Source organism: Azospirillum isscasi (genome assembly GCF_030849505.1).
GTDB lineage: Bacteria > Pseudomonadota > Alphaproteobacteria > Azospirillales > Azospirillaceae > Azospirillum > Azospirillum isscasi.
Genome location: NZ_JAUJFI010000398.1, coordinates 1 through 543 on the forward strand (window position 1 = coordinate 1; position 543 = coordinate 543).

Below are 543 nucleotides of genomic sequence, written 5' to 3' on the forward strand. Positions count from 1 at the left end.
CGTTCGAGGGACTGTACTCGACGATCGGCCGACCATCGATCCCGCCGGAGAAGCTGCTGCGGGCGCTGCTGCTCCAGGCCTTCTACTCGGTGCGCTCGGAACGCCAGTTGATGGAACAGCTCGACTACAACCTGCTGTTCCGCTGGTTCGTCGGGTTGTCGATGGACGCCCCGGTGTGGGACGTGACGGTGTTCACCAAGAACCGTGAGCGCCTGCTGGCCGGCGATGTGGCGGCCACGTTCCTGGCCGCCGTGCTGGGTCAACCCCGGGTCAAGGCGCTGCTGTCGGACGAGCACTTCTCGGTGGATGGGACGCTGATCGAAGCCTGGGCGTCGGTGAAGAGCTTCCGGCCCAAGGACGGCAGCGGCGAGCCGCCGGGGCCGGGACGCAACGGCGACCGCGACTTCCATGGTGAGAAGCGGTCCAACGAGACCCATGCCTCGACCAGCGATCCCGAGGCGCGGCTGTACCGCAAGGGCAACGGGCAGCCGGCGAAGCTGGCCTTCATGGGCCACGCCCTGATGGAGAACCGGAACGCCCTGG

The 543-nt window shown here is 67.6% G+C and carries 1 protein-coding gene; it reads left to right on the forward strand.

Annotation, left to right across the window (positions count from 1 at the left end; genetic code table 11):
• Positions 1–543, forward strand: a 543-nt coding sequence (locus QSG27_RS29185) for an IS5 family transposase (protein WP_306712387.1), incomplete at both ends; no start/stop codon positions are given.